The 22,196-nt window shown below is 72.6% G+C and carries 20 protein-coding genes; 8 read left to right on the top strand and 12 right to left on the bottom strand.

Annotated features, from left to right (window positions below; translation table 11 throughout):
- The first annotated feature begins 625 nt into the window (after positions 1–625).
- Entirely contained in the window at positions 626–1,714 is a 1,089-nt protein-coding gene (locus tag HHX33_RS28415; protein ID WP_182877283.1) for a glycoside hydrolase family 11 protein, read from the top strand.
- A 120-nt stretch (positions 1,715–1,834) separates the two neighbouring features.
- Here HHX33_RS28415 and HHX33_RS28410 read toward each other — a convergent pair whose 3' ends face one another.
- Positions 1,835–2,542: a ThuA domain-containing protein gene (locus HHX33_RS28410; RefSeq protein WP_182877282.1), complete on the bottom strand. Its 708-nt coding sequence runs from the start codon at positions 2,540–2,542 to the stop codon at positions 1,835–1,837.
- Between the two features lie 209 nt (positions 2,543–2,751).
- On the opposite strand from HHX33_RS28410, the gene HHX33_RS28405 reads away from it, so the two are divergent.
- The 3 genes from HHX33_RS28405 to HHX33_RS28395 all read left to right on the top strand — a co-directional run bounded on the left by HHX33_RS28405 (position 2,752) and on the right by HHX33_RS28395 (position 4,546).
- A complete protein-coding gene (locus HHX33_RS28405; RefSeq protein WP_182877281.1) occupies positions 2,752–3,408 on the top strand; it encodes a hypothetical protein in 657 nt (218 codons plus the stop codon).
- Positions 3,405–3,644 carry a hypothetical protein gene (locus HHX33_RS28400; RefSeq protein ID WP_182877280.1) on the top strand — a complete coding sequence of 80 codons (240 nt, stop codon included), beginning with the start codon at positions 3,405–3,407 and terminating at the stop codon, positions 3,642–3,644. Before HHX33_RS28405 ends, HHX33_RS28400 begins: the two co-directional genes overlap by 4 nt.
- A 143-nt stretch (positions 3,645–3,787) precedes the next feature.
- Positions 3,788–4,546 carry an AfsR/SARP family transcriptional regulator gene (locus tag HHX33_RS28395; protein ID WP_182877279.1) on the top strand — a complete coding sequence of 253 codons (759 nt, stop codon included), beginning with the start codon at positions 3,788–3,790 and terminating at the stop codon, positions 4,544–4,546.
- 116 nt (positions 4,547–4,662) lie between these two features.
- On the opposite strand, the gene HHX33_RS28390 is transcribed toward HHX33_RS28395, so the two are convergent.
- Entirely contained in the window at positions 4,663–6,090 is a 1,428-nt protein-coding gene (locus HHX33_RS28390) for an MFS transporter (RefSeq protein ID WP_182877278.1), read from the bottom strand.
- Between the two features lie 139 nt (positions 6,091–6,229).
- On the opposite strand from HHX33_RS28390, the gene HHX33_RS28385 reads away from it, so the two are divergent.
- The 4 genes from HHX33_RS28385 to HHX33_RS28370 all read left to right on the top strand — a co-directional run bounded on the left by HHX33_RS28385 (position 6,230) and on the right by HHX33_RS28370 (position 11,493).
- On the top strand, positions 6,230–6,817 hold the full coding sequence (locus tag HHX33_RS28385) for a TetR/AcrR family transcriptional regulator (protein WP_182877277.1): 588 nt from the start codon (positions 6,230–6,232) through the stop codon (positions 6,815–6,817).
- 281 nt (positions 6,818–7,098) lie between these two features.
- Positions 7,099–9,858, top strand: a complete 2,760-nt coding sequence (locus HHX33_RS37440) for a helix-turn-helix transcriptional regulator (protein WP_182877276.1) — start codon at positions 7,099–7,101, stop codon at positions 9,856–9,858.
- A gap of 77 nt (positions 9,859–9,935) precedes the next feature.
- The gene (locus HHX33_RS28375; protein ID WP_165900865.1) at positions 9,936–10,481 is read left to right on the top strand and encodes an allene oxide cyclase barrel-like domain-containing protein; all 546 of its coding nucleotides are present in this window, start codon (positions 9,936–9,938) and stop codon (positions 10,479–10,481) included.
- 13 nt (positions 10,482–10,494) lie between these two features.
- Positions 10,495–11,493, top strand: coding sequence for an aldo/keto reductase (locus HHX33_RS28370; protein ID WP_117409459.1), 999 nt, complete (start codon positions 10,495–10,497; stop codon positions 11,491–11,493).
- Positions 11,494–11,554: 61 nt separating this feature from the next.
- Here HHX33_RS28370 and HHX33_RS28365 read toward each other — a convergent pair whose 3' ends face one another.
- The 10 genes from HHX33_RS28365 to HHX33_RS28320 form a co-directional block, all read right to left on the bottom strand.
- Positions 11,555–11,782 carry a ferredoxin gene (locus tag HHX33_RS28365; protein WP_182877275.1) on the bottom strand — a complete coding sequence of 76 codons (228 nt, stop codon included), beginning with the start codon at positions 11,780–11,782 and terminating at the stop codon, positions 11,555–11,557.
- 29 nt (positions 11,783–11,811) lie between these two features.
- Complete coding sequence (locus HHX33_RS37435; protein ID WP_182877274.1) at positions 11,812–13,050, bottom strand: cytochrome P450; 1,239 nt, start codon at positions 13,048–13,050, stop codon at positions 11,812–11,814.
- Between the two features lie 131 nt (positions 13,051–13,181).
- On the bottom strand, positions 13,182–14,282 hold the full coding sequence (locus tag HHX33_RS28355) for an acyltransferase family protein (RefSeq protein ID WP_220502308.1): 1,101 nt from the start codon (positions 14,280–14,282) through the stop codon (positions 13,182–13,184).
- Positions 14,283–14,398: 116 nt separating this feature from the next.
- Positions 14,399–14,605 (bottom strand): ferredoxin, encoded by a 207-nt coding sequence (locus tag HHX33_RS28350; protein ID WP_182877328.1) that lies wholly within the window; start codon positions 14,603–14,605, stop codon positions 14,399–14,401.
- 5 nt (positions 14,606–14,610) lie between these two features.
- Positions 14,611–15,798 carry a cytochrome P450 gene (locus HHX33_RS28345; protein WP_182877272.1) on the bottom strand — a complete coding sequence of 396 codons (1,188 nt, stop codon included), beginning with the start codon at positions 15,796–15,798 and terminating at the stop codon, positions 14,611–14,613.
- A 126-nt stretch (positions 15,799–15,924) separates the two neighbouring features.
- Positions 15,925–17,577 (bottom strand): dipeptide ABC transporter ATP-binding protein, encoded by a 1,653-nt coding sequence (locus tag HHX33_RS28340; protein ID WP_182877271.1) that lies wholly within the window; start codon positions 17,575–17,577, stop codon positions 15,925–15,927.
- A complete protein-coding gene (locus HHX33_RS28335) occupies positions 17,574–18,374 on the bottom strand; it encodes an ABC transporter permease (protein ID WP_220499863.1) in 801 nt (266 codons plus the stop codon). The genes HHX33_RS28340 and HHX33_RS28335 overlap by 4 nt, the downstream gene beginning before the upstream one ends.
- A 2-nt stretch (positions 18,375–18,376) precedes the next feature.
- The gene (locus tag HHX33_RS28330) at positions 18,377–19,387 is read right to left on the bottom strand and encodes an ABC transporter permease (RefSeq protein WP_182877270.1); all 1,011 of its coding nucleotides are present in this window, start codon (positions 19,385–19,387) and stop codon (positions 18,377–18,379) included.
- The gene (locus HHX33_RS28325) at positions 19,372–21,048 is read right to left on the bottom strand and encodes an ABC transporter substrate-binding protein (RefSeq protein WP_220502307.1); all 1,677 of its coding nucleotides are present in this window, start codon (positions 21,046–21,048) and stop codon (positions 19,372–19,374) included. Before HHX33_RS28325 ends, HHX33_RS28330 begins: the two co-directional genes overlap by 16 nt.
- Before the next feature lie 110 nt (positions 21,049–21,158).
- Positions 21,159–22,145: an MsnO8 family LLM class oxidoreductase gene (locus HHX33_RS28320; protein WP_220502306.1), complete on the bottom strand. Its 987-nt coding sequence runs from the start codon at positions 22,143–22,145 to the stop codon at positions 21,159–21,161.
- Between the last annotated feature and the right edge of the window lie 51 nt (positions 22,146–22,196).

Raw genomic sequence — 22,196 nt, 5'->3', positions numbered from 1 at the left:
TCGGCGTATTGACGAAAGTATCGGCACGCCTGACTTGGGGTGTCAACGATTTCGGAGGGGACACAGCCCCCTTTGGGCAGGGGGCGATTCACGTAAACGCTGGTCGTGGCCGATCGCCCGGTCGCACGAGGGCGAACTCCGGGCGGTGAAGAGCCGGTCAGTCTCGGTGAAAATTTCACGATTCCGGCCACAGCGGGCGGCGAAGCGAGTGCGTCGACTGATCGTACGATGGGATCATGTGCCGTTTCCGGCGGCGACCGGCCCCTTCCTCGAAATTTTCATCGTCCGCCTCGTGCCGCGACCGGCCGCTAGGGGTGGTGGCCAGGGGCGATGACTCCGGCGAGATCGTCGGTCCCGGCCTGTCTCACACGCGTCGTTGACAGCGGTACGGACGCCATCTGACACTTTCGCCGTTCAACCGATAGTTTCGTCGGCGAGGGGCCGCTGCCGGAACCGGTCACCGACCGCGCTGTGGTCCTCCGGTTCGTCACCCACATGGCGACCGGTCACCCTCCGCCGCGTTGTGCGACGCCGACGTCCGGTGGCGACCGTGACCCGCACACGCTACCGACGGCCCGACGCCGCCCGGCCGCCTTCGGCCTTTTCACGAGGAGGAAGTACCTACATGAACGTGCACTCGAGAGGCCGCGGCCGTCTGCGGTCGTTGGTCGGCCGTGTGACCGCGGTGGTGCTGGCCGCCGTGGTGGCGCTGCTGCCCGGTGTGGCCCACGCGGCCGTCACCACCAACCAGACCGGCACCCACGACGGCTACTTCTTCTCGTTCTGGACCGACAGCCAGGGCACCGTCTCCATGGACCTGGGATCGGGCGGGAACTACAGCACCTCCTGGCGCAACACCAACAACTTCGTCGCCGGCAAGGGCTGGAAGCCCGGCGCGCGGAGAACGGTGACCTACTCCGGCAGCTTCAACCCCTCCGGGAACGCCTACCTGGCCCTGTACGGATGGACCCGCGGTCCGCTGGTGGAGTACTACATCGTCGACAGCTGGGGCTCCTGGCGTCCCACCGGCACCTTCAAGGGCACCGTCACCAGCGACGGCGGCACCTACGACGTCTACCAGACGACCCGCTACAACGCCCCGTCGATCGACGGCAACCAGACGTTCAACCAGTACTGGAGCGTCCGTCAGCAGAAGCGGGTCGGCGGTACGATCACCGTCGGCAACCACTTCGACGCGTGGGCCCGCTACGGCATGCAGCTCGGTAGCCACGACTACCAGATCCTCGCCACCGAGGGCTACCAGAGCAGCGGCAACTCCAACGTCACGATCAACGGCACCACCACGAGCCCCTCCGCCTCGCCGTCGTCCTCGCCCTCCACCCGTCCCTCGCCCTCGGTCACGCCCTCGACCTCGCCCTCCTCGCCGCAGGGCGGCGGGCCGTGCCGCGTGTCCTACGTGAAGAACGAGTGGAACAACGGCTTCACCGCGAACATCACCGTCACCAACACCGGTAGCAGCGCCATCAACGGGTGGGCGGTGACCTGGTCCTTCTCCAGCGGCCAGCAGATCACCAGCTCCTGGAACGCCGACGTCAGCCAGAGCGGCTCGTCGGTCACCGCCCGCAACGTGTCCTACAACGGCTCGCTGGCGCCCGGCGCCAGCACCACGTTCGGCTTCCAGGGCACGCACAACGGCAGCAACCCCACCCCCTCGGCCTTCAGCCTGAACGGCTCGGCCTGCACGATCGGCTGACCCACCGGGCCGTGCGCCGCGACGTACGGCCGACGTGAAGAACAGAGGGGAGCGGGCGGTCACGCCCGCTCCCCTCTCCATGCCGTTCTCCGTGCCGTCAGCGCCCGCGGTTCCCCGCGTTCACCGGCAGGCCCAGAGCATCCCCCGTTCGATGACGGTGCGCACGCTGTCGTTCCGCAGGACGTCGAGGTTGTGGCCCGGGGTCGCGACGAAGATCTTCCCGCTCCCCCATCGCCGGGTCCAGATCGCCGGTGAGGTGACCTCCCGGTGCCAGGGGTCCCACGGCCGGACCTTCTGGGTCGTCGTCGCCAGCACGTCGACGTACTCGTCGGTCAGCACCCAGTACTGCTCGGTGACGAGGTCGAAGTCGGCGATCCCCTCCGTGATGGGATGCGAGGCCGCCTCGGGCAGGATGTTCACGGTGTAGGGCACGAAGTAGTTCTCCTCCGCGCCCTCGCGCCACTCGGCCGGATCCTTCCCCGGATGGCAGGCGAACTGCCCGCCGATGAGGTGCAGATAGTCGGAGGCGCTGCGGAAGGAGTCGGCGATGCCGCCGTGCCATCCCGCCATCCCCGTGCCCGCCCGGATCGCGGCGTCCAGCCCGCGCATCTCCTCCGGCTCGATGGTGCCCATCGTGTAGCACTGCACGATGAGATCGACGTCCGCCATGAACGCGCTGTCCGCGTACGGCGCCGGGGAGTCGGCCCGGACCACCTCGAACCCGTTCTTCTCCAGGAACGGAATGAACAGCTCGGTGGCCTCCACCGGGACATGCCCTGCCCAGCCACCCCGCACCACGAGGGCCCTGCGGCCCTGGTCACCTGTCATGCTCTCGCCTGTCTCACTCGGGATCAGCATCAGTGATCTTCACATCTCACACCACTGAGGCGACGAAGGCCACAAATCATCCACGACGCCGGCAGAGCGGCCGACGGGTACGGCGTGGACCCGCAGGAGGCGGCGGCCGCCGCCCTCGCCACACGGATCCCCGGCGCGGGCCTCGACGAACTGGCCGAGGTGCTGTTCGACACGGCGCTGTGCGGCGTCGGCGACCTGACCGGGCAGGTGCTGGACGACCTGACGAGGGCGTCGAAGCGGCGGCCGACCTGGGGGCGCTGGGCCGCGTCGTCGCCGTCGCCCTGGCGATGTGGCGCCACGACGACCTGTTCCGCACCAGCGGCGGCACCACTGTGGGCACGGTGGTCCGGGCCGCCACCCGCCGGGCGCTGTGGCTGGCCGAAGGCGTGCGCGGCGGCCCCGCCCCCGCCGATCTCCGGCGGGTCGACGCCATGACCGCCGTACGCGACGCACTCAGGCACGCGGGCCCGCCGCTCGGGCTGGACACGCCCGCGGCGCTGGGCGTCGCGGACCGGCTCGCCGCCTGCCGGGACGCGCCGCCCAACCTGCGCGGCGCGTCTCTGGGACTGGGCTGGTCGCTGCGTGGTACGGCCGCCGCGGACCCCGTGCGGGCCGTGCGCGGCGCGTTCGTCCCCGCGTCGGCCGGGGAGCGGCTGACCGGGTTGTTCGCGCTCGCCAGGGAGGAGGTGCTGCACACCCCCGGGATGCTGGAACTGCTCGACGAACTGGGCGGGGCGGCGGCCGGGTCGTCGTCCCCGACCTTCGGCCTCCCGGCGGCAGCGGCAGGCTCGCGGTCGCCGAGGACCACCGGCACGAACCACTCACCGCGGCATTGATCGACACCCGGGGGCTGCTCGCCGAAGCGGCCCATCACGGCCTGTCCCACCTGCCGCCGACGTACGACGACCGGCTCGTCGCGGCGGCGCGGCGGTTGACCGTGCTCGGGCTGCACCGCGTCGCACGGGCCGTCACGGCCTTCTCGGCGGCGCGGGCCGACACCGGCGACGAGACGGCCGAGCGGGCCTGGGTCGACGCCTACCTCCGCCTGGACGTGGCTCTGGACCTCCACTGATCCACCGCGTACGCACCCGCGGAGACCGCCGTACGCACTTTCGCTGATGTCAGCGCGTGGACCGATCGCAAAAATGTCGTCATCGGGTGGATAAGTGCGGCTTTCAGTACTGCTGTCCCGTAAGAGCCGCGAGGAGGAGACGCGTGAGATACGAACTGCTCGGGCCACTGCGCCTCGTGGACGAGGCGACGCACACCATCAGCGCACCCAAGGTCGAGACCCTGCTGGCCGCGCTTCTCATCCGCGCCAACCAGCCGATCTCGACGGACGAGCTGCTCGACGAGCTGTGGGGGAACGAACCGCCGAAGCGGGCCCGCGCCGCCCTGCACGTGTACATCTCGCACCTCCGCAAGAACTTCGTGCAGCCCGCCGTGGACGGCGCGGCCATCCGGACGCACGCCCAGGGATACCTCCTGGAGGTCGACCAGGGATCGGTGGACGTGTTCCACCTCAAGTCCCTGCACGCGCGGGGGCGGGACATGCTGGACCGCGACCCCGGGAGCGCGCTGGAGGCGTTCACCGCCGCCGCGCGCCTGTTCCGGGGGCCCGTGCTCGCCGGCATCGACAACGGGCTCATCGTCGGCTCCTTCGCCCGCTGGGCGGAAGAGGCACGGCTGGAGTGCCTGGAGGTGATCGCGACGTGCTCGCTGCGGCTGGGACGGCACCGCGAGCTCATCGGCGACCTGTCGCGGTGGGTGGAGGAGTACCCCCTGAACGAGAACCTGCGCGAGCAGCTCATGCTCGCGCTCTACCGGGCGGGGCGGCGCGCCGAGGCCCTTGACGTCTTCCAGTCGGCCCGCCAGGTGCTGCGGGAGGAGCTCGGGCTCGATCCCCGCAAGACCATGCGCCGGCTGCAGTTCGCGATCCTTTCCTCGGACGCCGAACTCGCCATCGCCGGCTGAGGGTCACGTACGCCGCCGGCCATGAAGCGCCGGGCGGGAGCACGTGAGGGGCGGGCCGGCTGCGGACGGCTCGCCCCTCACCACGGGACCCGGGGGGAACGGCCCCGTCAGCCCCGTCAGGCGGCGGAGGTGGCCCTCCGCGCTCCGGGGCGGTACCAGAAGACGAGCGCGACGAGCAGCGCGATCACCAGGGCGGCGGCGGCCCACACGAAGACCGACGAGATCGTCTCGGCGAGGCCGCCGGAGCCCTGGGTGAGCGGGATCAGCATCGCGGCCAGGCCGAGCGATCCGCCGATCGTGAGCGCCGTCTGCAGCACTCCGGCCGTCACACCCGCGTACTCGGGCGGTGCGGTGGTGAGCACGATCATGTTGAACGGGATGATCGCCACGCCGACCCCGAGCCCCATGACGACGAGGGCCGGGAGCACCCCGGTGAGGTAGGTGCTGTCGCCGTCGAGGCGGGTCAGCCACGCGACTCCGGCCAGCACGACCACCAGGCCGGCCACCGCGCGGGTCTTGAGGCCGATCTTGGCGATGTACGAGGTGAGGATCTGGGTGCTGACGAGCAGCGCGAGGCCGAACGGCAGGATGGCCAGGCCGCTTCGCAGCGCGTCGAGGTGGAGCACGCCCTGGAGGTACTGCACCAGGTAGATCAGGAAGCTGGTCAGGACCGCCGCGAGCAGCACCAGGTTGAGGAAGGCCCCGGCCCGTTCGCGGCCGGCGAGGACCGCCAGGGGCAGCAGCGGCTCGGCCGAGCGCCGGTCCACCAGCAGCAGGATCACGGCCAGCACGACGGCCGCGCCGAGCGCCGCGAGTGTCCAGCGGTCGCCCCAGCCCTTCTCGGCGGCGTGGACCAGGCCGTACACGGCGGTGGTGAGGGTGGCGGTGCTCAGCAGCGCGCTCGGCAGGCCGAGCGAGCGCGACCGCCTCGTCTCGTCGCGCAGGCCGAGGGCGCGGGCGGCGACCACGGCGAGGACCAGCCCGATCGGCACGTTGACCAGCAGGCTCCAGCGCCAGTCGCCGACCCAGGTGAGCAGGCCGCCGAGGACCATGCCGGCGGAGGCGCCGAGCCCGGTCACCGTGGAGTAGAGCCCGAAGGCGCGCTGCTGCCGCTCGCCCTGGAAGACGATCGCCAGCAGTGCCAGGCCGGTGGGCCCGCAGATCGCCGCGCCGGCGCCCTGCAGGATCCGGCCGGCGAGCAGCACTTCGAGGTTGGGCGCGAGACCGGCGACCAGCGACGCCACCACGACCAGCCCGATCCCGGCGAGGAAGACCCGGCGGTGGCCCAGCACGTCGCCGAGGCGTCCGGCGAACAGCAGGAGCCCGCCGAAGGCGAGGAAGAAGCCGTTGGGCACCCAGGACCCCCCGGCCACCGTCAGGTGGAGGTCGGACTGCAGGGTCGGCAGCGCGACGTTCACGATGGTGCCGTCGAGCTGGAGCATGAACTCGGCCCCGACGATCGCGGCGAGCGCGAGGGCCCAGCCGCGGTCGGGGACGTCCCGGGGTGTGCCGGAGACGCTTTCGGGGGTCGTTTCGGTGGCCATGGAACCTCCACGGTCCGCTGATGGGGGGCAGGGGTGAGGCGCGATCGGATTGCAGGCCGCACCTATACTGAGGTCGTCTCAGGTTAATCGGGAGCATTCAAACTGAGGCACCCTCAGGATGTCAAGCGGGAGGTAGCCGATGGACGGCAAGCCCTACATCGCCCAGCGCCCCAAACGGGCGGACGGCCGGCGCAACTACGACGCGATCCTGGCCGCGGCCCGCAAGGCGTTCGAGAGCACCGGAGCCGACGCGTCACTGGAGGACATCGCGAGCCAGGCCGGGGTGGCGATCGGCACGCTGTACCGCCACTTCCCCACCCGGGCCTCACTGGTCGAGGCCGCGACCCGGGACGGCCTGGAGAACCTGGTCTCCCACGCCGAGCGGCTGTCCGGCGCTCCGGACCCGCTCGACGCGCTCACCGCGTGGATGCGCGAGGCCGTCGCGCACTTCAGCACCTTCCGCGGCCTGGTCGGCATCCTCGCCCGGAGCATGTACGACGAGGGGACGCCCTCGCACACCATGTGCAACGCGATGCACCGCAGCGGCGCCGACCTGCTGCGCGCCGCGCAGGCGGCGGGCAGCGTGCGGCCCGACCTCACCCCCGACGAACTGTTCGACCTCCTCAGCGGCGCCGCCTGGGTGCGGGAGCAGGCGGCAGGCGGCAGGGACGGCAGCCCGCGCTTCCTGCAGCTGGTCCTTGAGGGCATCACGATTTCCCGCGCCTGACCTCCGCCGGAACGGCAAGGGGAAAGCGACTGGTGTTGACAAAACCGACTAAGGCGCTAGGTAATGTAGAGTAAGTCGGAGCTTCTCTCGCAGGCCGGATTCGAGAAGGAACCGGCGTCCGATCCTTCACTCTCCGCTACCACTGGAAGTTTCGGCCCAGAACGCGAGAAAGGAGTGACTTACGGGCCGAAATGCTCTTTTCGGTCACGAAACGCCTGGGGTCGTCACAGACAATGAGCGTGTATGAAGAACGAATCTCCGAGACCGCATCGTCCACAGTGGTGCGCACGGCCGAGCTCGACCTGCTGCGGTCCCTGACCCAGGAGCCGGGCTCCGAGGGACGGCTCGTCGCCGTCCTCGGCGAGCCGGGCTCCGGCAAGACCCACCTGCTGTCGGCGCTCGTACGCGAGCGGCAGTGGACCGCCCTCCCCGCCACCGTCCACCGATGCTCCTCCGGCGACCGGGAGCGGGCGATCGACGCCGTCCGCAAGGCGCTGTGGCGGGCGCGCCGGGCCGGTGAGCGTGAGGAGCCCGCCCGCCCCGTGATCGGTCTCGCCCGGCGGCGCAGCCGGCCGGACCGGGAGCTGGTGGTGATCGAGGACGCCCACCTCGCCGACGACGAGACCATCGGCGAGCTGGCCGCCATCGCCGGCGGCGATCCCGTGCCCCTGGCCGACGTCGTCGTCTCGCTGCGCCCGCGCCAGACCCCCGATCTCCTGGCCGAGGCCATCGCCGCCACCACGGCCTTCGGACGCACCGCGCGGATCGAGCTCGCGCCTCTCGACGACGAGCGGATGCTGGCCATGTCGCCCGTTCCCGCGCCGTACGAACTGCGCCACCGCAGCGGCGGGAACCCGTTCAACCTGCGCGCGCTGCAGGCTCTGGAGCGCAGCGCACGCTCGGGCGGCGACGGCGCGCTCGCACCGTTCGAGTTCGCCGTGATGAGCGAGGTGCGCGACCTGACGCTCACCGAGCGGTACGCGCTGCACGCCGCGGCGATCCTGCGCTCCCGGTTCGACGCGGACCTGCTCGCCGAGGTCGCCGCACTCGACCCTCTGGTGGCCTCCGCCGCGCTGCGCCGCCTCGTCCGGCGGGACCTGGTGCGGGTGGAGCCCGTCGGCACCCTGTTCTCGATCAGGGACGAGGTGTTCGGCTCGCTGCTGCGGCAGATGATCGACCCCTGCTGGGCGGCGCTGGCCCACCAGCGGGCGCTGCACCGGCTCTCGGCCCGCGGCCAGGCCGGCACACAGATCGGCTTCCACCTGGTCAGCTCGCTGTCGAGGGCGCGCGCCGGCGAGCTGGCCCAGATCGTCGACGCGTCCCAGGAGATCATGGAGACCGACGTCAGCGAGTGCGTCTCCTGGCTGACGCCCGTGCTCGCCGAGGCGCCGCCCTCGACCGAGATCGGCGCGCGCGCCCGGCTGGCGCTCAGCACCGCCTTCGGCCGTCTCGGCCGGATGCCCGAGAGCCGCGACCTGCTGTTCCTGGTGCACGAGTCGGACGCGCCGGTGGACCCGGCCGTGTTCGCCGAGCACGTCGCCTTCGTCTCGGTGGTGGAGGGCGTGCTCAGCCAGGACGTGCAGATGCTCGACCTGCTGGGGCACCTCCTCGACCGGCCCGGACTGCGGGACTCCCCGGTCTGGCCGCGCCTGGTCCTGGCGCGCAGCTTCCGCGTGTCGATGCTCGGCCGCGCGGCCGACAGCGCGGAGGCCGACTCCGCGCTGCGGGCCGCCCGGGCGGCCGGCGACGACCTCGTCGCGGCGGGGCTGCTCGGGCTCAGGGCCCTGGCGTCGGTGGCCGCCGGGGACGTGGAGCGTGCCCTGGCCGACGCCGACGCCGCCGCGGAGTCGCTGGACCGCACCCCCGAGCATCTGGTGGCGCGTCACGTCGAGTGCCTGCTGCTGGCCGGGCTCGCCTACATCTACCTCGGCCGCAACGCCGACGCCCAGCGGCAGGTGCGGCGCGGCGTCGACGTCGCCCGCAGGCGCCAGCGGCCGTTCCTGCTGCCGACGCTCCTGGTCCTGCTCAGCGAGGCCGAGCGCCACCTCGGCCGGCTCAGGCAGGCCCGCGACGCGGCGGACGCGGCGATCGTCGAGTCGGGCCCGGGCAACCCGCTGCGGCACGCGCAGGCGGTCGCCCTCAAGTCCGCCGCCGAGGTGTGGATGCAGCCGGTGGCCAGCGGGCGGGCCAAGTCCCTGGCCCAGCAGGCGCTCGCGCGGCAGGCGCTGACCGGGACCCACGTGAACGGCAGCGCCTCGATCGCCGCGCTGACGCTCGCCAAGTGCGCCTGGCTGGACGGCGACCCGACGCACTGCGTCACCCTCCTGCTCAACGAGGGCCGGGGGCCGGACCTGCGGGTCATCCCGAGCGGCACCCGCCCCACGATGTGGGAGACGCTGTGCGCCGCCGGCCTGGACGCCGGGATGCCCCTCGACGAGTGGGCGCGCCGCGCCCAGGAGCACGCCCGGGCGGTTCCCATGCCGCACAACCTCGCCTACGCCGCCATGACCGGCGGCCATCTGCTGCGCACGCGGGCGGCGCCCGGTGAGGCCGCCCGGCGCTACCGCGAGGCGGCCGAACTGTTCGCCACGGCCGGCATGCCGATCGAGCAGAGCTACGCCCTCGGGCAGGTGGCGCGGGCGCTCGCCGAGCAGGGCCGCGCCGACCAGGCGGCCCACACCGTGCGGCTCGCCGCGGAGATCGCCCGGCGGTCGGAGGCGGTGACGCTGCTCCACTGGCTGGACAGGCAGACCGGCAGGCGCCCTGCGTCGCGGCCGGCGCCGCAGCCCTCCTCCCGTCAGGAGATGTTCGGGCGGCTGGAGGTATTCGGCCGGCTGACCCACCGCGAGCGCGAGATCGCGTTGCTGATCTGCTCGGGAATGAAAAGGCGCGACATCGCCGACCGGCTCACGATCAGCACGCGGACGGTCGACGTTCACCTCACTCGCATTTATCGGAAAACCGGCGTGAGTTCCCGGATGGAGCTGGCGCTGGCCATTCAGCGGAAGGCGGCCGGACAGGAGTACGCGATGGGCTTTTAGGGGCGACCGGCTTTTAGGGACGCTTGAGCGCCGCCGCCTAGGGTCGGAAACGTAACTTTCCGTCTCGGGAGGCGAATATGGATTTACGCGCGTTGTCCGACCGGATCGCGCCGGTGCGCCACGCGGTGAGCTCCTTCCTGCTGCCGTTCCTGGCCGCGCCGCCGGAGACCGTGTCGGACCGGGTCGGGGCGCTCGCCCGGCCCGGCCGCTCGCTCATCCTGCGCGACCTCACCGAGAAGGTCGTGGAGTACCGCTCCAACAACGCCGACCCCACCGGCACGACGCCCACCGAGAAGGACTTCGCCACCGTCCGGCTGGAGATCTTCGGTCCGGACGGCGAACCGCTCGGCGAGACGTCCGGCGCGGGCCGGATGCTCTTCAAGCAGGAGCACGACGGCCACTTCGTCGCGTACTTCGGCGAGGAGATCCGGCTGCGCGACGGCAACGTCATCCGCGCCGGGGGCCTGGTCGACGACGCCAGGCTGACGGCCGGCGAGGCCGCGACGTTCCCCGCCGTCGTCGTCGCCGGGCCGCTGCGCGGAGCCATCGGCTTCCGCTGGTTCCGGCCCGTGGCGAAGGAGACCCACGACACGTACGAGTCCGCGATCGTCGTCTACCGGTAGCGAGGGGGACGCCATGACCCTGACCCGGCTCCCCACCCGCCGGATCGGCCCCCTGACCGTCGGCGCCCAGGGGCTCGGCTGCCTCGGCATGTCCGAGTTCTACGGCGCGACCAGCGAGGGCGAGGCGATCTCGACCATACGGCGCGCCCTCGACATCGGCGTCACGCTGCTCGACACCGCCGACGTGTACGGCCACGGCGCCAACGAGGAGCTGGTCGGCCGCGCCGTCGCCGGGCGCCGCGAGTCGGCCGTGCTCGCGACCAAGTTCGGCGTGGTGCGGCCCGGCCCCGGTGTCGGCGCCGGGGTGCGCGGCGACGCCCTCTATGTGCGGCGGGCGTGCGAGGACTCCCTGCGGCGGCTCGGCGTGGACCACGTCGACCTGCTCTACCTGACCCGCGTGGACACCGAGGTCGGCGTCGAGGAGACGGTCGGCGCGATGGCCGAACTGGTGGCCGCCGGGAAGATCCGCGCCATCGGGCTGTGCGAGGCGGCGCCGGAGACGATCCGCCGGGCCCACGCCGTCGCCCCCGTCTCCGCTCTGCAGACGGAGTGGTCGCTGTGGTCGCGGGACATCGAGCGGCGGATCCTGCCGGTCTGCCGGGAGCTCGGCATCACCGTGGTGCCGTACGCGCCGCTCGGGCGGGGCTTCCTCGCCGGCGCGGTCCGCTCCCGCGACCAGCTCGAGGAGGGCGACTTCCGGCGTTTCGGCCTGCCCCGGTTCTCACCGGAGAACCTGCCGCGCAACCTGCCCCTCGCCGACCGGCTCGGCGAGCTCGCCCGGGAGCTGGGGATCACACCGGCCCAGCTCGCTCTCGCGTGGCTGCACCACCAGGGCCCGGACGTCGTCCCGATCCCCGGCGCGAAGCGGCGGGACCACCTGGAGGAGAACGCCGACGCGGTGTTCCTGAGCCTGACCCGGGCCGACCTGGCGGCGGCCGCGGCCGCCGTCCCGGCCGGCGAGGTGCACGGCGAGCGCTGGAACGAACAGAGCATGCGCTTCGTCGACCGCTGAGGCGGCCGGGGACGGCCCATGGGTCGTCCCCGGCCGCCTCGGCGTCCAGCCGTCTGTCCGGTCAGCCCGCGGGCGGGGCGCCCTGTGCCGGGGCCGCGGCGTCCAGGAGGGCGATGGCCCGGGACGGGCACAGGTTCTCCGCCACCTCCACGGCCCGCCGCTGGTCCTCCCCCGGCTCCGCGTCGAGCACCACCACCAGGCCGTCCTCGCCGTGGTCGAAGACGGCCGGCGCGCTGATCGCGCAGTGCCCGGCGGCCATGCAGCGGCTCCGGTCGGCGGTCACCTTCATCGCGACTCCTCTCTCTCCCCTGCCGGGGCTCACCACTCGACCGGCAAGGTGTGGACGCCCTGCATCGTGCCGCCGCTGCGCGTGGGCAGCGCCTCCAGCGGAGTGCCCAGCCGCAGGCCCGGGATCTCCTCGAACAGGACGGAGAAGGCGACCTCCAGCTCCATCCGGGCGAGGTTCTGCCCCAGGCACTGGTGGATGCCGAAACCGAACGTCAGGTGCTGACGGCCCGACGCCGCGTTGTCTCCCACGGTGCGGTGGACGTCGAACTCGTACGGCCGGGGGAAGACGGCGGGGTCGCGGTTGGTCATCGAGGAGGACACCAGGACGCCCTCTCCGGCCCTGATGACCTCCCCGTCGATCTCGATGTCCTCGGTCGCCACCCGGACGCCGGAGACGTCGGTGATCGAGACCAGCCGCAGCAGCTCGTCGATCGCGGCGGGAAGCGCCCCGGGGTCCGCCCGCAGCGCGGCGAGCTGGTCAGGGTGCTCCAGCAGCGTGACGACGCCGAGCGCGATCATCTGGGAGGTCGTGTCGTGCCCGCCGATGAGCAGGGCGAGCGCGATGCGCAGCAGGTCCTCGCGGGTGAGGTCGCCGTCCTCGGTGACCTGCCCGGCGAGCCTGCTCAGCACGCCGCTCCCGCCGGGCTCGCGCTCCTTGCGCGTGATCAGGCCGTCAAGGTAGTCCCACAGCTCGCGGCCCGCCCTCTCGGCGTCCTCGGCCGACTTCGCCTGCAGCAGGCCCACCGTCTTGGCCTCGAAGAACTCGTGGTCCTCGTACGGCACGCCGAGCAGCTCGGAGATCACCATCGAGGGGATGGGCAGTGCGTAGGCCTGCACGAGGTCCACCGGCGGGCCCGCCCGGAGCATGTCCGCCGCGAGCCGCCGGGCGAGTTCCTCCACCTGCGGGCGTACGGCGCGCACGTGCTTGAGGCTGAAGTCGGGGGCGAGCAGGCGCCGGTGCACGTCGTGGACCGGCGGGTCGAACCCGATGATGGCGATGGGCTTGAAGATGGGCGCGTCCAGCCGGGGCAGGACCGCGGGGAAGTCGTCGCGGGACCGGTCGGCCGACATGCGCGGGTCGGCGAGCAGCCGCCGGGCCTGTGCGTGGCCGGTGACCATCCAGATGGTGCGGCCGTCCCACAGCCGGACCCGGTGGAGCGGCCCCCGCCGCCCCAGGTCCTGGTATCCGGGGGACGGCTGCCAGGGACAGGCCCGGTCCTGCGGGTAGGCGAACGGTTCCTCGTTCGCGGTGGTCGGTGGAGCGTTCACGATGTGGCTCCTTCGTCCTTCCGTCTCGGTGGGTGAGCGGCCTCGGGGGGTGAGCCGGCCTCGGTGGGTGAGCCGGCCTCGGGGGGTGAGCCGGCCTGGGTGGTTGAGCGGCCTCTGGGGTGGGTGCGGGGTCAGGTGGTCGGTTCGGGCGAGCGGGCCTCCGGCAGCGGCGCGGGCCGGACGGCCCGGGCGCCGGCCCAGGCGCGCATGGCGGGCTCCTCGACGAACCGGGTGAGGAGCCAGGCCAGCAGCGTGGTGACCCCGAACAGGGCCGTGACGAGGAACAGCGCGGACGGCGTGTCCCAGGTCCGGTCGGCTCCGAACGCGATGTGGGAGTAGCTCAGGACGAGAAAGTGGACCAGGTAGGACGCGTACGAGATCTCCCCCAGCCGGATCAGGACGCGGGAGCGGAACGGGCTGAACCGGCCCCTGTGGTCGGCGACGGCGACCGCGGCGATGAGCAGCGCGAGCGGCAGCGCGACCGGCGCGGTGAGTCCGTAGACCGTCGGCCACAGGTACATCTGCAGGCCGAAGGCGGCGACCAGGATCAGCAGCGCCGGGGCCCAGCCCAGCCGGATCCACCGGCCGGTGACGACGATCCTGGCCATCAGGATGCCGAGGACGAAGTCGAGCGCCCGGGTCGGCGGGAACGAGACCAGGAACCAGTTCTGGGTGAGCGACATCTCCTGCCCGGGCAGCGCAGGCGTGCCCGGCAGGACCGCGAGGGCGACGGCGGGGAGCACGGCGATCACCGCGACGACGGCGGCCACGGCCGTCCAGAGCCGCTCGGCCGGGATCCGCCGGACGAGCCCGTACAGGAACGGGAACGCCAGGTAGAACAGCAGGTCGCAGGCGAGCGACCAGGTGACCACGTTGATGGAGATGATGAGATCCGCGCGCGGGAGCCAGGTGTGCACGAGCAGCAGGCTGGGCAGCGCCTTGACCAGGTCGACGGACTGGCCGGCCCAGATCGCCAGCGCGAGGGCGGCGAACCAGGTGACCACGTGGTTGGGGTAGACCTTGACGAGCCGCCGCCGCCACATGCGGGTGCGCGACTCGCCCTCGGACACCGACCAGGTCAGTACGAATCCGCTCAGCACGAAGAAGAACTCCACGCCGAGCCACCCGGACGTGAAGGCGTAGGTCTGGAGCGAGGCCGCGACGTCCGGGTGGAAGTAGCCCAGCACGCACGCGTGGCAGACGAACACGAGGAACGCCGCGACGAATCTCATTCCGGTCAGTGAGGGGAGGGGGGAGGCTTCCTGTGCCGCCTCTGTCGTCATATGCGTTCCGCCTGTTTCCTAGTGCGTGAGCCGTGGGCCCGGCCGGGCCCGGGGGCGGACGGGCGTCAGCCCCCGGCGGGGCCGTCGCCGATCCGGATGGCCCGCGACGGGCAGAGGTAGGCCGCCTTGCGGACCCGGTCCTCCTGCTCCGGTGCGGGATGCGAGGTGAGGACCACGACGATTCCGTCCTCGTCCTGGTCGAACACCTCCGAGGTGGCGGCCATGCAGCGGCCGCCGCTGATGCAGCGCTCCCGGTCCGCCGACACCCACATCGCCGTCACCACTCGACCGGGAGTTCGAGGACCCGCTGCACGGTGCCGGCGCCGAGAATGGGCAGCTCGCCGACGGGGGCGGCCAGCCGGATCCCGGGGATCCGGCCGAACAGCTCCTTGAACGCGACCTCGAGCTCCAGCCGGGCGAGGTTCTGGCCGAGGCACTGATGGATGCCGAAACCGAACGTCAGGTGGTGGCTGTCCTCGCGCAGGAGGTCGAGTTCGTCGGCACGACGGTGCACCGCCGCGTCGCGGTTGGCCAGCGTGCCCGAGACCAGTACCCCCTCCCCTTCGCGGATGAGGTGCCCGGCGATCTCGATGTCGCCCTTGGCGACCCGGGTGGCGACGAGGTCGGTGGTGGCGATGTAGCGCAGCAGTTCCTCCACCGCGCCCGGCAGCCGGTCGGGTTCCCCGTGCAGCAGGGCGAGCTGCTCCGGGTGCTCCAGCAGGGTGATGACACCCAGCGCCAGGGAGGAGGAGGTGGTCTCGTGCGCGGCGATGAGCAGCACCAGGGCGATGGACACCAGCTCGTCGTGGCCGATGTCCCCGGTGACGACCCGCTCCCGGACGAGCGTGCCGAGCAGCCCGTCGGAGGGGTTCTTGATCTGCTCGGCGACCAGCCGGTCGATGTAGTCGAACAGGTCCTGCGCCGCCGTCGCCGACTCCTCCTCGGTGCCCAGCATCACCTTGCCGCTGGCGTCCTGGAAGAAGTCGTGGTCGTCGTACGGCACGCCGAGGTGGCGGCAGATGACCAGCGACGGCAGCGGCACCGCGAGCAGCGGCACCAGGTCGGCGGGCGGGCCGTGCTCCACGATGCGGTCGACGAACCCGGCGACGATCCGCTCGATCTCCGGGCGCATCCGGCGGACCGCCTTGAGGCTGAAGTGGGGGTTGAGATACCGGCGGTAGACGTCGTGGACCGGCGGGTCCATGGCGATCAGCGCCAGCGTGCGGGCGATCTGGGAGCGGAACCGGGGGGCCACGATCGGGAACCCGGGGTGGGTGCGCTGCGAGGACAGGTTCGGGTGGGTGAGGATCTCCCGGGACTCCCGGTAGCCGGTCACCATCCACGCCTCGCGCCCGTCGAAAAGGGTCACCTTGAGCACCGGCCCCCGCTCCCCGATCTCGCGGTAGCCCGCGGGCGGCTCGTAGGGGCAGGTGCGCTTCTGCGGGTACGGCGGAGCTTCCGTCATTTCCCTTTTTCCCTTCGGCGAGAGTTGGGGAACCGGGCGTCACAAATTGCCGTGAACGGGACGCCGCGATGGTATGCAGGCCGCCATTCGCGGAACAAGTCGCCTTGAGCCCGGCCTTAGAACGGCTTATGCGCCGGTCGCGCCCACTTCCTTGAATTCCGCCGCCGATCGCGGCCGGAAATGCGGAACCGCGTCGAGAAGCGCTTTCGTGTACGGATGCTCGGGATGGTCGAATACCTTTTCCATTTCACCGCTCTCCACCACCCGGCCGTCCTTCATCACCACCACCCGGTGGCTCAGCCGGCGGATGACGCCGAGATCGTGGGAGATGAACACGTACGCCACCCCGAGCCGCTCCTGGACGTCGGCGAGCACGTCGAGGACCTGGGACTGGATGGACGCGTCGAGCGCGGAGACCGGCTCGTCGCAGACGATGACCCGCGGCCCGGGGGCGAGGGCCCGGGCGATGGCGAGCCGCTGCCGCTGCCCGCCGGACAGCTCCCGCGCGCGCCGGTCGAGCACGCCGGGCGCGAGCCCGACGTGTTCCAGCAGCCGCGCCACGTGCCGGTCGCGTTCCTCGCGGGGCGTCCGGCCCGCGCGCAGCGGCTCCTCCAGGATCTGCCGGGCGGTGTAGCGGGGGTCGAAGGACGACAGCGGATGCTGGTAGATCATCTGCACCGCGCGGCGGGCCGTGCGCCGCGCCTGGCCGTGCAGCCCGCTCCACGGTGCGCCGTCGAGCAGCACCCGCCCGGTGTCCGGCTCCAGCAGGCCCATCAGCAGCCGGCCGAGGGTGGTCTTGCCCGAGCCCGACTCGCCGACGACGCCCAGCGTCTGCCCGGCCTCGACCGTGACGGACACGTCGTCCACCGCGGTGAGCGTGCCCCGCCCCGGGAGGGTGTAGCGCTTGGCCAGGCCCTCGGCCCGGAGCACCTCGTCCGTCCCCCGGCCCGGCCGCCCGGCCGGCCGCGGCGCGCGGCGGCCGTGCCCGAGCGCCGCGCCCACCAGCGTCCTGGTGTAGGGATGCGACGGCGACTCCAGAACCGCCGCGGCCGGGCCCTCCTCGACGAACAGGCCGTCCTTCATCACGTACACGTAGTCGGCGATCTCCACGACCACGCCCAGGTCGTGGCTGATGAGCAGCACGGCGGTGCCGTCGCTCACCCGCTCGCGCACCAGCGCGAGCACCTGCCGTTGCACGGTCGCGTCCAGGGCCGTCGTCGGCTCGTCGGCGATCAGCAGGTCGGGCCGCGCGGCGAGCGCCGAGGCGATGAGCGCGCGCTGGCGCAGCCCTCCCGACAGCTGGTGGGGATACTGCCGGGCGCGGCTGCGCGGGGCCGGGATCTCCACTTCGCCGAGCAGCCGCTCGACCTCGGCGTCCACCTGCTTCGGGGGCACGACGCGGTGCGTGCGCAGCGGCTCGGCCACCTCCGCGCCGACCCGGCGCAGCGGGTCGAGCGACCCCAGCGCGTCCTGCAGGACGAACCCCAGGCGGCGCCCGCGCAGCGACCGCCAGGCCCGGCCCCGCACCTGGCGCAGGTCGATCCCGTCGAACGTCAGCTCGGCCGCGGCGACCCGGGCGCCCTCCCCCGCCAGGCCGGCGAGGCTGCGCGCCGTGACGCTCTTGCCCGAGCCGGACTCGCCGACGATCGCGACGACCTGGCCGCGGTCGATCCGGAACGACACGCCGCGCACCGCCTCCACCGTCCCGTGCCGGGTGGGGAAGCCCACCGCGAGGTCCCGTACGGCGACGAGGGGGCGGCCCTCTCCCTCGGTGGTCACGACAGCCTCCCTTCGGCGCGGGCGTTGAGATGGCGGCCGACGAGCGTGACGGCCAGGACCGCGAGGGTGATGGCCACTCCGGGGAACACGGCGGGCCACCAGGCGAGGGCCAGGAGCTCGCGGCTGTCGGAGAGCATGGCGCCCCACTCGGCCGTCGGCGGCCGGGGGCCGAGGCCCACGAAGCTCAGCGAGGAGCTGGCGACGATCATGGCGCCGAGGCTCACCGTCGCGAGCGCCAGCACGGGGGCGGCGGCGTTGGGCAGCACGTGGCGGACGACGACCTGCGCGCGGGACCAGCCGAACCCGTGGGCGGCCTCGACGTACTGCGCCGCGCGGAGGCGGATCACCTCGGCCCGGGCCACCCGGGCGAAGCCGGGCGTGGAGATCACCGCCAGGCCGACGGCCGCGGTGCCGCTCCCGGGGCCGAGCACGGCGACGACGAGGAAGACCAGCAGCAGGCCGGGGACGGACAGGACCACGTCGAGCGACCGGCTGAGGACCTGGTCGGCGACCCGGCCGAGCTGGGCGGCGGCGACCCCGATCACGACGCCGGCCAGGAGGGCCAGCAGGACCGCGCCGGCCCCGATCAGCAGGGACGGCCGGGCTCCGTACACGATCCGGGCGTACAGGTCGCGGCCGTTCTGGTCGGTGCCGAGCCAGTGCCCGGCACCGGGCGGCCGCAGCGTCGCGTCCAGGTCGGCGGCGTCCGGGTCGATTCCCGTGAACAGCGACGGGACCGCCGCCATGGCGGCCAGCAGCACCAGCACGGCCGCCCAGGGCCACAGGCTTTTGGGCACCGCTACCTCCCCGAGTCCCGCGTCCTGGGATCGATCACCCAGGTGAGGATGTCGACCGCGATGGTGACCAGCACGAACGCGATCGCCGTCACCAGGACGACCGCGACGACCACGGGCATGTCCTTGTTCGCCACGGCGGACAGCGCCAGCCGCCCGATGCCCTGCCGGGAGAAGACGATCTCGATGATGACCGCGCCGCCGATCAGGGAGCCGGCGATCCAGCCGAGCAGCGTGGTGACGGGGACCAGGGCGTGGCGCAGCACGTGCCGCAGGCGCAGGGCCGTCTCGCCGAGGCCCCGGGCACGGGCGGTCACCACGAACGGCTCGTCCGCCGCGCGCAGCAGCCCCTCCCGCAGCACGCCGGCGACGACGGCCGTGGGCCCGGCGGCCAGGGCGGCGGTCGGCAGGACCAGCCCGGCCGGCGAGGAGGACCCGATGGCCGGGAACCAGTGCAGGGTGAAGGAGAAGACGGTCAGCAGCAGCAGCCCCAGCCAGAACGGCGGCAGGGCCACGACCAGCGACTCGGCCGACGCGAACAGCGAGCGCACCCAGGCCCGGCGGTTGGCGCTCACCACCCCGAGCGCGACCGACGCGACGATCGTCGCCAGCAGGGTCGTGGCCACCAGCAGAAGCGTGGAGGGGAGCTGTGCGGCGATCTCGCCCCACACCGGCCTGCGCAGCACGTACGACTCGCCGAACTCGCCCCGCACGATCCGCCCGAGGTAGGTGAGGTACTGCACCGGGATCGGGTCGTCGAGCCCGTACTCCGCCACGATCCGCTCCCGGACCTCGGGGCTCACCGAGGTCCGGGCGAGCAGGACGTCGGCCGTGCTCCCCGGCATGACCTGCAGCAGCACGAACGTCACCGTCACCGCTCCCCACAGCACACCGGCCGAGGCGGCCAGGCGGACGAGGACCAGCCGTACGAGCGACCCGTGACCCCGGCCGGAGCGGCGGTCCTCGGTCCGCGCCGCCGCCGCTCCCGCCGGGGACGTCTTCAGGACGCCAGCCATATGCCGGACAGGTCGGGCGTGCCGTCGACGTTGAACCGCACGTCCCGGACGCCTTCGCGGGCCGCGACGGTGGACAGCGGCGAGTAGATCGGCAGCACCGCCGCGTCGTCGGTGACCCGCCGCTGCACCTCGGCGTAGACGCCGAACTGCTCGGACTGGTCCCGGGCGTCGAGTGCCCGCTTGAAGTAGGCCTCCACCTGCGGGTTGTCGTACCTCGCCATGTTGTTGCTGATCCCGCGCTTGGGCGTCGGGATGTTGTCGGCGCCGAACAGCACCCGCAGCACGTCCGGCCCGGGTGAGGAGAAGCTCGTGTCGATCAGCTCGTAGTCGCCGTCCAGCAGCCGGTTGACGAAAGTGCCGCCGTCGAGGTTCTCCTCGACCAGCTCGACGCCGAGCTGCTTGGCCGAGGCCTGGATCTGCACGGCGAGGGTGCTCACCGACGGGTCGGACCACATGTGGCGCAGGGTGAGCCGCCTGCCGTCCTTGGTCCGGTAGCCCTGCGCGTCCCGTTGCGTCCATCCGGCCTGGTCGAGCAGCCGGTTCGCCTCGGCCGGGTCGTAGCCGTACGCGGAGGAGAGCGAGCCGTCGAAACCGGGCGTGCTGGCCGACAACGGCCCCTGCGCACCGTCGTACACCCCGAAGTAGACGTTCTTCACGATCTGCCGCCAGTTGACGCCCGCCCGCAGGGCCTTGCGCACGTTGACGTCGCTCAGCGGGCCCTTCGCGGTGTTGGGCCAGTAGCTGTAGTTGGCGCCGGGGAACGGCGTGGTGTGCAGGGCGAAGCCCGGGGTGCCCTTCAACGTGCCGACGGAGGACGGCGCGAGGCCGGTGATCACGTCGACCTGGCCGCTGGTGAGCGCCCCGAGCCGGGCCGAGTTGTCCGGCACGACCGTGACCTCGATGCGGTCGAGTGGCGCGGGGCCCGTGCGTGGCGCCCCCTCCGGGGCCCAGCCGTACGCCGGGTTCCTGACGTAGTCGATGCCCTTCTGCGGGGTGAGCCCGCCGTCGCTCTTGAACGGCCCGGTGCCGACGACGGTGGCGCACAGCTTCGAGGCCGGGCCCTTCAGCGTGGCCGGGGACTCGATCCCGAGGTTGGGCTGGGCGAGCGCGGCGAGGAAGCCGGAGTCGGGCCGCTTCAGCCGCACCTCCACGGTCAGCGGGTCGACGGCCTTCGCCGAGTCGTAGGCCGCGACCAGGCTGCCGGCGAGCAGCGACTTGGTCTCGGGGGCGACCACGTGGTCGAGGTTGGCGACGACCGCCGCCGCGTCGAACTTCGCGCCGTCGGTGAAGGTGACGCCCTCCCGCAGCCGGAACGTGTACGTCCGCCGGTCACCCGAGACCGTCCACTCGCGGGCGAGCCAGGGATGGAGACCGCCTCTCGGGTCCTGGTAGACCAGGGAGTCGACCAACGGCCGGGTCAGCAGCCGGGCCGACTCCGTCGGGCTCTGGTGGGGGTCCAGGCACTCCGGTTCCTTCTCGACCGCCAGGCGCAGCGTGCCGCCGGTGCGGGGGGACGCCGCTCCCGCGGCCTCCGCCTTCCCCTGGGCGGCGGGGGCCGGGTCGTCCGCTCCGGAGGAGCAGGCGGTGAGAGCCAGCATCAGCGTGGCGGCCCCCGCCATGACGGCGGAGGCGGTGGTTCCGGGCCTCGGGGCAGCACCCATCCTCGTCCCAATCGTTGCGACGTCCAGGCCGGAAGGGATCTCCGGCCACAGACACAGTGCTCGCCGGTTCTAAAGCCGTGCTGAATCGGCGGCGCCGTCGCTTGAAGGGACTACAGCGACGAGACGATCTTGGCGATCAGCTCGTAGGAGCGGATCCTGGCCTGGTGGTCGGGCACCTGGGTGAGCACGAACAGCTCGTCCGCGCGGGTGGCCCGCAGCAGGTCGCCGAGCCGTGGGGCGATCCGCTCGGGGCTGCCGACGAACTGGGGACCGATCTTGTCCCGCAGGAACCGCTCCTCCTCCGGGGTGAACCGGTGCGCGGCCGTCTCCTCCTCCGTCGGCAGGACGGTCGCGGGGTCGACCGTGCGCATGAGGATCTGGCCGTACACGAAGGACGTGGCGAGCCGGTGCGCGCGCTCGTCGCTGTCGGCCGCGACCGCGATCACGGCCACGCAGGCGTGCGGCTCGGCGAGGGCGGCCGAGGGCCGGAACGCGCGGCGGTAGGCCTCCAGGGCCTCCGGCGCGCCCGCGCCGACGATCGCGTGCGCGTACACGTACGGCAGGCCGAGACGGCCGGCGGCCGCGGCGCTGGACGCGCTGGACCCGACCAGCCAGATCTCGGGCGGCGTGGCCGGCTCGGGGATCGCCCGGACGCCGCCGCTGCCGCCGGCGAAGTACTCGCCCAGCTCACGCAGCGCGCTCGGGAAGTCGAGCCCGCGCGGGTCGCCCATGCGGGCGGCGGCCTCGCCGGAGCCTCCGGCGGCGCGGCCGAGCCCGAGGTCCACCCGGCCCGGGTAGAGCCCGGCCAGGACGCCGAACTGCTCGGCCACCACGTACGGCGAGTGGTTGGGCAGCAGCACCGCGCCGGAGCCGACGCGGATGGTGGAGGTCGCCGCGAGGATGGACCCGGCGAGCACGGCCGGGCTGGAGGTCGCGAGCGCCGGGGTGTTGTGGTGCTCGGCGACCCAGTGACGCCGGTAGCCCAGCGCCTCCACGGCCTGAGCCAGATCGACGGAGCGGCGCAGCGCGTCGCCCGCGCTGTCGCCACGCCAGACGGGTGCGGTGTCGTGCACGGAGACGGCGATTCCCTCGGCCAACGTCCTCTCCTTCAGGGGAGTCAAAGGGGCATATGCGGAGGATTCCTCATG

This window comes from Microbispora sp. H10670, from assembly GCF_014161385.1.
Lineage (GTDB): Bacteria > Actinomycetota > Actinomycetes > Streptosporangiales > Streptosporangiaceae > Microbispora > Microbispora triticiradicis.
This window is presented reverse-complemented; position numbering and strand designations above follow the sequence as displayed.

Excerpts from the sequence above, each read along its gene's own strand:
- HHX33_RS28390 (WP_182877278.1), bottom strand. The coding sequence starts at position 6,090 with ATGGCCACCGAAACGACCCCCGAAAGCGTCTCCGGCACACCCCGGGAC.
- HHX33_RS28355 (WP_220502308.1), bottom strand. The coding sequence starts at position 14,282 with ATGAGATTCGTCGCGGCGTTCCTCGTGTTCGTCTGCCACGCGTGCGTG.
- HHX33_RS28330 (WP_182877270.1), bottom strand. The coding sequence starts at position 19,387 with ATGGCTGGCGTCCTGAAGACGTCCCCGGCGGGAGCGGCGGCGGCGCGG.
- HHX33_RS28410 (WP_182877282.1), bottom strand. The coding sequence starts at position 2,542 with ATGACAGGTGACCAGGGCCGCAGGGCCCTCGTGGTGCGGGGTGGCTGG.
- HHX33_RS28350 (WP_182877328.1), bottom strand. The coding sequence starts at position 14,605 with ATGTGGGTGTCGGCGGACCGGGAGCGCTGCATCAGCGGCGGCCGCTGC.
- HHX33_RS28345 (WP_182877272.1), bottom strand. The coding sequence starts at position 15,798 with ATGACGGAAGCTCCGCCGTACCCGCAGAAGCGCACCTGCCCCTACGAG.
- HHX33_RS28325 (WP_220502307.1), bottom strand. The coding sequence starts at position 21,048 with ATGGGTGCTGCCCCGAGGCCCGGAACCACCGCCTCCGCCGTCATGGCG.
- HHX33_RS28375 (WP_165900865.1), top strand. The coding sequence starts at position 9,936 with ATGGATTTACGCGCGTTGTCCGACCGGATCGCGCCGGTGCGCCACGCG.
- HHX33_RS28385 (WP_182877277.1), top strand. The coding sequence starts at position 6,230 with ATGGACGGCAAGCCCTACATCGCCCAGCGCCCCAAACGGGCGGACGGC.
- HHX33_RS28365 (WP_182877275.1), bottom strand. The coding sequence starts at position 11,782 with ATGAAGGTGACCGCCGACCGGAGCCGCTGCATGGCCGCCGGGCACTGC.
- HHX33_RS28415 (WP_182877283.1), top strand. The coding sequence starts at position 626 with ATGAACGTGCACTCGAGAGGCCGCGGCCGTCTGCGGTCGTTGGTCGGC.
- HHX33_RS28370 (WP_117409459.1), top strand. The coding sequence starts at position 10,495 with ATGACCCTGACCCGGCTCCCCACCCGCCGGATCGGCCCCCTGACCGTC.